Raw genomic sequence first — 297 nt, 5'->3', positions numbered from 1 at the left:
CACGACGCTGATCGGCAGCGTGAGCAGCGCGGTGTGGCCGTCGGGGTCGTCGGGACCGGAGCCGTCGGTGACCTCGAAGGTCACGGCGGCGGGACCGACGTAGTCCGGCGCGGACGTGTAGGTGATCTCCGTGGTCGAGAGGACCTCGCGCGTGCCCTCGAGCGCGGTGACCTTCTCCTCCGTGGTGAGCCGGGGAGTCTTGCCCTCGACGACCAGGACGTAGTCCGTGATGTCGATGTGCAGCGGCTCGCCGCTCACGACCTCCAGGGGCGTGATGCCGGGACGGAGGGTCGGGGC

General features: G+C 70.7%; 1 protein-coding gene. It reads right to left on the bottom strand.

The window, feature by feature from the left end:
- Window positions 1-297: Ig-like domain-containing protein (locus tag ACPCUX_RS18835; protein ID WP_423389404.1), on the bottom strand; the 297-nt coding region annotated here is incomplete at both ends.

This window comes from Cellulosimicrobium sp. AB352 (assembly GCF_049538415.1).
Lineage (GTDB): Bacteria > Actinomycetota > Actinomycetes > Actinomycetales > Cellulomonadaceae > Cellulosimicrobium > Cellulosimicrobium funkei.
Note: the sequence above shows the minus strand (reverse complement) of the source record. Positions and strands in the feature narration are given on the sequence as shown.